This is a genomic window from Pseudonocardia sp. EV170527-09 (genome assembly GCF_008369905.1).
In the GTDB taxonomy this organism is placed as follows: domain Bacteria; phylum Actinomycetota; class Actinomycetes; order Mycobacteriales; family Pseudonocardiaceae; genus Pseudonocardia.
This window is the reverse complement of record NZ_VRMC01000157.1, coordinates 1-5766: the sequence shown is the minus strand read 5'-3', so window position 1 is coordinate 5766 and position 5766 is coordinate 1. Positions and strand designations below refer to the sequence as shown.

Genomic DNA, 5766 nt, shown 5'->3' with positions numbered 1-5766 from the left:
GGACCCTGGCCGACGGCTGGGCCTACGCCCGACTCTATGAGTCGACCCGCCAACGCAACGACGCCCTACCCGGCTGGCTGCACTTCTACAATCACCACCGCGCTCACTCCGCCATCGGCGGCCAGCCACCAGTCACCAGGCTGACCAACCTCCCTGGACATCACACCTAGTCCGTCGTCGTGATGCACGCCGCCAACTCGCGCCAGGCGCCGAAGCCCGGACTTCCCACGCCGTACTGGCACTTCACCGGCAGCCCGAAGAGGTTTGTCGTCGATTCGACGTTCGACGTCTTCCGCTCGATATCGGTCAAGCGGATCCTCTTCACGAAGACCGGGGTGTGGTCGACCTCCAGTACCGCGGAGGTACCGCCGATCCCGGTGCCCCGGGGCGCCGCTCGGTCCACCATCGACGCCAACTGACGATCGCTGCACGAACCCAGCTCGGACGACATCCAGCCGTGTCGAGCAAGGCGCTCGCCCTTCGCCATACCCACCTCTCCCCCGAGAAGTGCTCATCCGACACGGTAAGGGCCGCAGGAATCAGAGGCTCCGCCCACACCCCACACCCCACACCGCTCAGAGGCAGGGGAGTGCTGGCCTCCTCACGGTGCGCCGAGACCAGCACAGCCAGCAGACAGGGGCAGATGACGGTCGCCGCGCGGGAGCATGATCGCCGGTCGTGGCGTGCGGAGCGTCGTGGAGCGCACTCCGGACTCCACAACCGGTGATCATGGGCTCAGAGCGCGGGAGGCACGTCGCGGCGGGCGACCCACCAGGTCACCATCCCGGCGCCGGTGAGCAGCGGGACGAGCACGAGCACCGCGGGACCGGCGAACACCGCGACCACACCCAGGGTGATCGCCGCGATCCCGGCGCCGAGGCCGCTGGCCACCGCCAGCACCGTGGCCCGCTCGCCGATCGGCTCCCCGGCCACCCAGGACAGGGTGCGGGCCACCCCGGCGACCACCACGGCCAGGACGATCCCCGCGACCACCGCGGCCGGTGGCAGCGCGGCACCCGCCGCGAGCACGACCGGGATCGCGAGCGCGGTGAGGACGGCGGACAGCAGGGCGCGGAGGGACCGCCGCAGCGGCGGGACGGGGGGTGTCACGTCTTCCCATTGTGCAGGGGTTGACCTGGGGTTTCGATGTAACCTGCGTGACCCTCAGTAGAGCCGGGCCGCGTAGCCGGCGCCGTAGTACTCCTCGATCTTCTCCAGCGGCTCGTCGGGGCGGGCGAGCCGCTTGGCGAGCTGCGCGGTGGAGGGCAGCGCGTCCGGCGCGGGCCAGCTCTCCGTCGCCCACAGCTCGGAACGCAGGAACGCCTTGGGGCAGTGGAAGTAGATCTGCTCGATCGCGACCTCGCAGGCGAGCAGCGGTCGACGGCCCTTCACGGCGAGCTCGTCGAAGTAGGGCGCGTCGCGGACGAGGCGGGCCCGGCCGTTGATGCGCAACGTGTCGTTGCGCCCCGGCACCAGCAGGATGACGCCGACGTGCGGGTTCTCCAGGACGTTGCGCCAGCCGTCGACGCGACCGTTGCCGGGACGCTCGGGGATCGCGACCGTGCGGTCGTCGACGACGTGCACGAACCCGGCCGGGTCGCCCTTCGGCGAGACGTCGCAGGTGCCGTCCCGGCCCGACGTCGCCAGCAGCAGGAACCGGGACGCCGCCAGCCAGGCGCGGTGCACGTCCACGAGGTGGTCGCGTTCCTTCGCCAGGGCGGGTGCGATCGGCTGCCCGGTGATCTGCTGCAGCTCGGCGAGGGTGCGGATCTCGGTTCCGTGTGCGTCGGACGTCATGGGTCGACGGTAGGCGCGGACGGGCGCGGGGCCGAGAGAATTCCCGGTCACGGGCGTGGGGACGACCGGCATCACCTGCTAGCCCAGGACGGGCGTCATGCCCGGCTCCCGCCCGGTGGCGGCCAGCGCGAGCGCCGTGTCGTCCTCCCACCCCGCGACGGCGGCGTCTCCGGCCAGGCGCAGCACCGTCTCCCGCACCACCGCGAGCCCGGACTCCGGCGGCGCGGGCGCGTCCGGCAGCACGACGGTCATGTCCAGGTGGTGCACCACGACCTCGACGACCCAGGTGCCGACGAAGTCCCCGACGTCGAGGACGTGCCCCTGGAACTCCAGCCGGTACGGCCCGTCCAGGTCCGCGACGAGCCGGCGCAGGCCGCGCAGCGTCATCGCGACGTGGGCGACCTGACCGGTCGGGCGGGCGTAGGCGGACGCGACGGCGCGGGCGAAGCGCTCGTGCGCCCAGTCCGGCAGCTCGGACCCGGGAAACGCGGTCCAGTAGGTCGCGAGGTCGGCGTCGGCGGGACGGTCGGTACGGGCGGGGAACCCGGCGAGCATCTCGACCAGGCCCAGGTGCAGGTGCGCGAGGACGTCCGCGGCGAGCCAGCCGTGGCAGCGGCTGCGAGCGTGCAGGTCGGTGTCGTCGACGTGGTCGAGCAACGCGGACAGCCCGTCGAGCGCGTCGAGGAACGCCGGGCGCGCCACGTCGAGCGGGTAGGCCGTCACAGCAGGTCCGCACCCGACCGCGACGCCGGTTGCTCCCCGGCCGCGGCCATCTCCTCGGCCACCCGCATCAGCTCGGTGTTGACCGGGGTCGCGATCCGGTGCGCCGCGCCCAGGGCCACGATCTCGCCGTTGAGGTACCGGGCCTCGATGGAACCGGAACCGCGCCGGAGGCTCTGCCACGACGACGAGCCTCGCCGCGTCGCACCCGCGACCGGCCGCTCGGTGACGATGCCCTCCCGGCGGACGCGGTCGTCGTCGCCGGTCCTGGCGATGATCCCGGCCGCGGCCAGCACGGCGTGGCCCTCCGCGGTCGCGGCCTCGACGAGACGTGGCGCGTCCGGGTCGTCGAGCCCGCAGATCGCGTCGACCGCGTTGGCCAGGTTCGTGAGCAGCTTCCCGTACTTCGCGGCCATCACGTCCGGGTCGGCGCGGGAGCAGAACCCGGCCGCGGTGAGGTCGGCGACGATCGCCTCGGTGGTGGCGTCGACCCCGGAGGGGAACCGGCCGACGTCGAGCACCCCCGGGACCGGCGACGACGACGCGACGACCACCCCCGGCTCGTAGTGCTCGGCGGGCAGGATCACCAGCATCGCCTGCACCCGGTCGGTGCGGCGCGCGGCGAGCCGCTCGTTGGCGACGCCGTTCTGCGCGCACGCCACGGTGATCCCGGGCGCCGCCTTGAGCAGCGCGGCCAGCGGCGGCGGGGTGTCCTGCGACTTGACGGCGAGGATCGCGACGTCGTCGGGGGTGGGGCGGGCCTCGGCGACCGTGCTCACGGCGTCCACCGGATAGGTCGTCGACCCGTCCGGGGTGTCCAGGCGCAGCCCGTGCTCGCGGATCGCGTCGAGGTGCGCGCCCCGAGCGACGGCGACGACCTCCCGCCCCGCCGCGTGCAGCCGCGCCGCGATCGTCCCGCCGACCGCCCCTGCCCCGATCACCACGTAGCGCACGACGCCGATCCTGACTCAACCGTCGCTCCGGCGCACCACCGACGGCGGGGCAGTGGGTGCCCGCCGTCGTGGAGGAATCAGACCAGATGGGTGGCGAGGAACCGGTCGACGGCCGCGCGGCCGTCGGCGACGTGCGGCTCGACCTTCCACTGCTCCACCAGCTCCGCGCCCGGCGCGAGCTCGGCGAGCCGGCGCGACACCGGCTCCGGGTGGAAGACGTCGGTCCCCATGAGCACCAGCCACGGCGTCGTGACGTGGGCGAGCGCCTCGTCGGGAACGGAGTACAGCATCCCGCCGCCGCCCCACATGTTCGTGCGGAACGCGGCCCAGTCGTCGTCGGACACCCCGGGGTGGTCGGCCTCGATCCCGGCGCGCCACTCGTCGAACCTCTCCTCGAACAGGTGCTGGTTGTCGGCACGGCCGATGGGCTGCAGCGCGACCGCGGCCCGGATCCGCTGCGGCTCGGTGACCAGCAGGTTCGCGATGTAGGCGCCGCCGATGCACATGCCGAGCACCGCGCACTCGGAGACGCCGAGGTGGTCGAGCAGGGCCAGCTGGTCCGCGGTGTAGGTGTCCCAGCCGTCGTCGCCGTGGATGTCGGCGACCGAGGACCCGGCGTTGCGCTGGTCCATCGCGATGACGCGGTACCGCTGCGCGAGGTGGGTGACCGGGTTCCAGGGAGCGTTGTCCCAGGCCGCGATCGTCGAGCTCATGCCGCCCGGGGCGAGCAGCAGGACCGGGAAGCCCGTGCCGTGCTCCTCGTAGTGCAGTGTCACGCCGGGGCGCTCGAAGGAGGGCATGAGCCGAAACTAGGCCACCCGCGGGGGAGTCCGCTTCTCCGGACGGCGTCGCGCCAGGATCGAGGTGCCGTAGACGACGAGCGCCAGCCCGAGCAGCAGCAGCCACCACAGACCGGGGCGGACGGTGTCGTCGAGCAGCGTGATGCCGACCAGACCGGGCACGACGACCTGGGTGACCATGTAGAGCGCGGTCACCGTGGAGACGTCGCCGAGCTGCAGCGCGCGGGCGTAGTTGTACAGGCCGGTCAGCGCCATGCCGACCAGGATGTAGACCAGCGGCTCGCGCAGCAGACCGGCGAGGTCGACGCCCTCGGACACGTGCATCGCGCGGATGCAGACCGAGCCGCCGCCCAGCCCGAGCCCGGCGAGCACCGCCGACGGCCACGGCTTGGTCGAGTTGGTGACCGCCAGCGTCGCCCCCATGAACACCACGAGCGCCGCGATCAGGACGGCCACGGTCGTGCCGTGGCCGGTCAGGGCCTGCTTGCGCTCGGTCCCCGCACTGCCGGCGACGAACGCGAGCCCGAGGATGCTGGCACCGATCGCCAACCGGTGCACCGGCCGCAGCCACTCGCCGCGGAAGTAGCGGGCGTACAGCGCCGTCATCGCGATGGCCCCGGCGAGCGTGGCCTGCACCGCGAAGATGGGGATGTACTGCAGCGCCACGACCATGCAGAGCCAGGTCACGAGGTCCATCCCGATCCCGCCGACGAACCGCGGCCGGGCCAGGACCGCGCTGGTGCGCCCGCCCTGGTTGGCCGCGTCGGCCTGGAGGATGGCGGCGACGGTGCTGCAGAGCATCGCGAGCACCGCGAAGAACATCCCGATCAGCACGGGCGGGCCCGGGTCAGGGCACGAGCGGCACGCGGGAAGATCGGCACCGACCGATTGTGACGTACTGCTACCGGGTGCCGGCCGGGCGGGCGTTCGACGGGGCGGGCCGCTGCTCGGGCAGTGCCGCGGGCATCTCGAAGAAGCCGCTCATCAGCCCGCGGCCGGGCTGTTCGTCACGCGTGTCGGCGGCGGCCTGCCAGGGTGACGTGCCGGCCTGGACGGCCCGGCGCTGGGCCAGCACGGCCCGCGGGCGCTCGGTGAGGACCAGGACGCCGACCATCAGGGCCACCCCCACCAGCAGCGGCCCTCCGACCACCAGGATCGGCCAGCCCACCACGACATAGGCGAGCACCAACGCACCCGCTGCCATGCCGATGACCGCCCCCGCCAACCGCGTCACCACGCGCCCCTCTCACCCCGTGCCCCCGAACCGTGACGACCACGGTTTTACCACGTCGGAAGGGGTGGAGACGGGCGGCGCGACGCGGTCGCGCTCACACCTTCGGGCGCGGCCGTATCGCATTCCCGCATGGGGCCGAGCCGGGCGTGGGGGCCTGTGCAACGAACGGTGGTTCCGGCCCGACACGCCGGACCTCAGCGTCCGGCGGGATGGGCACTGTGAGTGATGACATCAGACCCTATGGGCTCTGCTGAGAACGAGA

9 protein-coding genes are annotated in these 5766 nt (G+C 72.9%); 1 reads left to right on the top strand and 8 read right to left on the bottom strand.

Annotated features, from left to right (window positions below; translation table 11 throughout):
- The coding region (locus tag FVA95_RS27185) for an integrase core domain-containing protein (RefSeq protein WP_149662779.1) at positions 1-170 on the top strand (170 nt) is incomplete at its 5' end.
- Here FVA95_RS27185 and FVA95_RS27180 read toward each other — a convergent pair.
- From FVA95_RS27180 to FVA95_RS27145, 8 genes are all read right to left on the bottom strand, one after another.
- Entirely contained in the window at positions 167-487 is a 321-nt protein-coding gene (locus FVA95_RS27180) for a hypothetical protein (RefSeq protein ID WP_149666662.1), read from the bottom strand. The genes FVA95_RS27185 and FVA95_RS27180 overlap by 4 nt on opposite strands.
- A 248-nt stretch (positions 488-735) precedes the next feature.
- Complete coding sequence (locus tag FVA95_RS27175; RefSeq protein ID WP_149666661.1) at positions 736-1110, bottom strand: hypothetical protein; 375 nt, start codon at positions 1108-1110, stop codon at positions 736-738.
- A gap of 54 nt (positions 1111-1164) precedes the next feature.
- Positions 1165-1797, bottom strand: a complete 633-nt coding sequence (locus tag FVA95_RS27170; protein ID WP_075309397.1) for a pyridoxamine 5'-phosphate oxidase family protein — start codon at positions 1795-1797, stop codon at positions 1165-1167.
- 78 nt (positions 1798-1875) lie between these two features.
- Positions 1876-2520, bottom strand: a complete 645-nt coding sequence (locus FVA95_RS27165; RefSeq protein WP_149666660.1) for a maleylpyruvate isomerase N-terminal domain-containing protein — start codon at positions 2518-2520, stop codon at positions 1876-1878.
- Positions 2517-3470, bottom strand: a complete 954-nt coding sequence (locus FVA95_RS27160) for a ketopantoate reductase family protein (RefSeq protein WP_149666659.1) — start codon at positions 3468-3470, stop codon at positions 2517-2519. The genes FVA95_RS27165 and FVA95_RS27160 overlap by 4 nt, the downstream gene beginning before the upstream one ends.
- Positions 3471-3547: 77 nt before the next feature.
- A complete protein-coding gene (locus tag FVA95_RS27155) occupies positions 3548-4270 on the bottom strand; it encodes an alpha/beta fold hydrolase (RefSeq protein WP_149666658.1) in 723 nt (240 codons plus the stop codon).
- A 9-nt stretch (positions 4271-4279) separates the two neighbouring features.
- Complete coding sequence (locus tag FVA95_RS27150; protein WP_020623642.1) at positions 4280-5104, bottom strand: DMT family transporter; 825 nt, start codon at positions 5102-5104, stop codon at positions 4280-4282.
- Between the two features lie 67 nt (positions 5105-5171).
- Positions 5172-5507: a hypothetical protein gene (locus FVA95_RS27145; protein WP_149666657.1), complete on the bottom strand. Its 336-nt coding sequence runs from the start codon at positions 5505-5507 to the stop codon at positions 5172-5174.
- Positions 5508-5766: the final 259 nt, after the last annotated feature.

Bases quoted from the DNA above. Each gene is read 5' to 3' on its own strand.
- FVA95_RS27180 (WP_149666662.1), bottom strand. From the start codon at position 487: ATGGCGAAGGGCGAGCGCCTTGCTCGACACGGCTGGATGTCGTCCGAG.
- FVA95_RS27170 (WP_075309397.1), bottom strand. From the start codon at position 1,797: ATGACGTCCGACGCACACGGAACCGAGATCCGCACCCTCGCCGAGCTG.
- FVA95_RS27155 (WP_149666658.1), bottom strand. From the start codon at position 4,270: ATGCCCTCCTTCGAGCGCCCCGGCGTGACACTGCACTACGAGGAGCAC.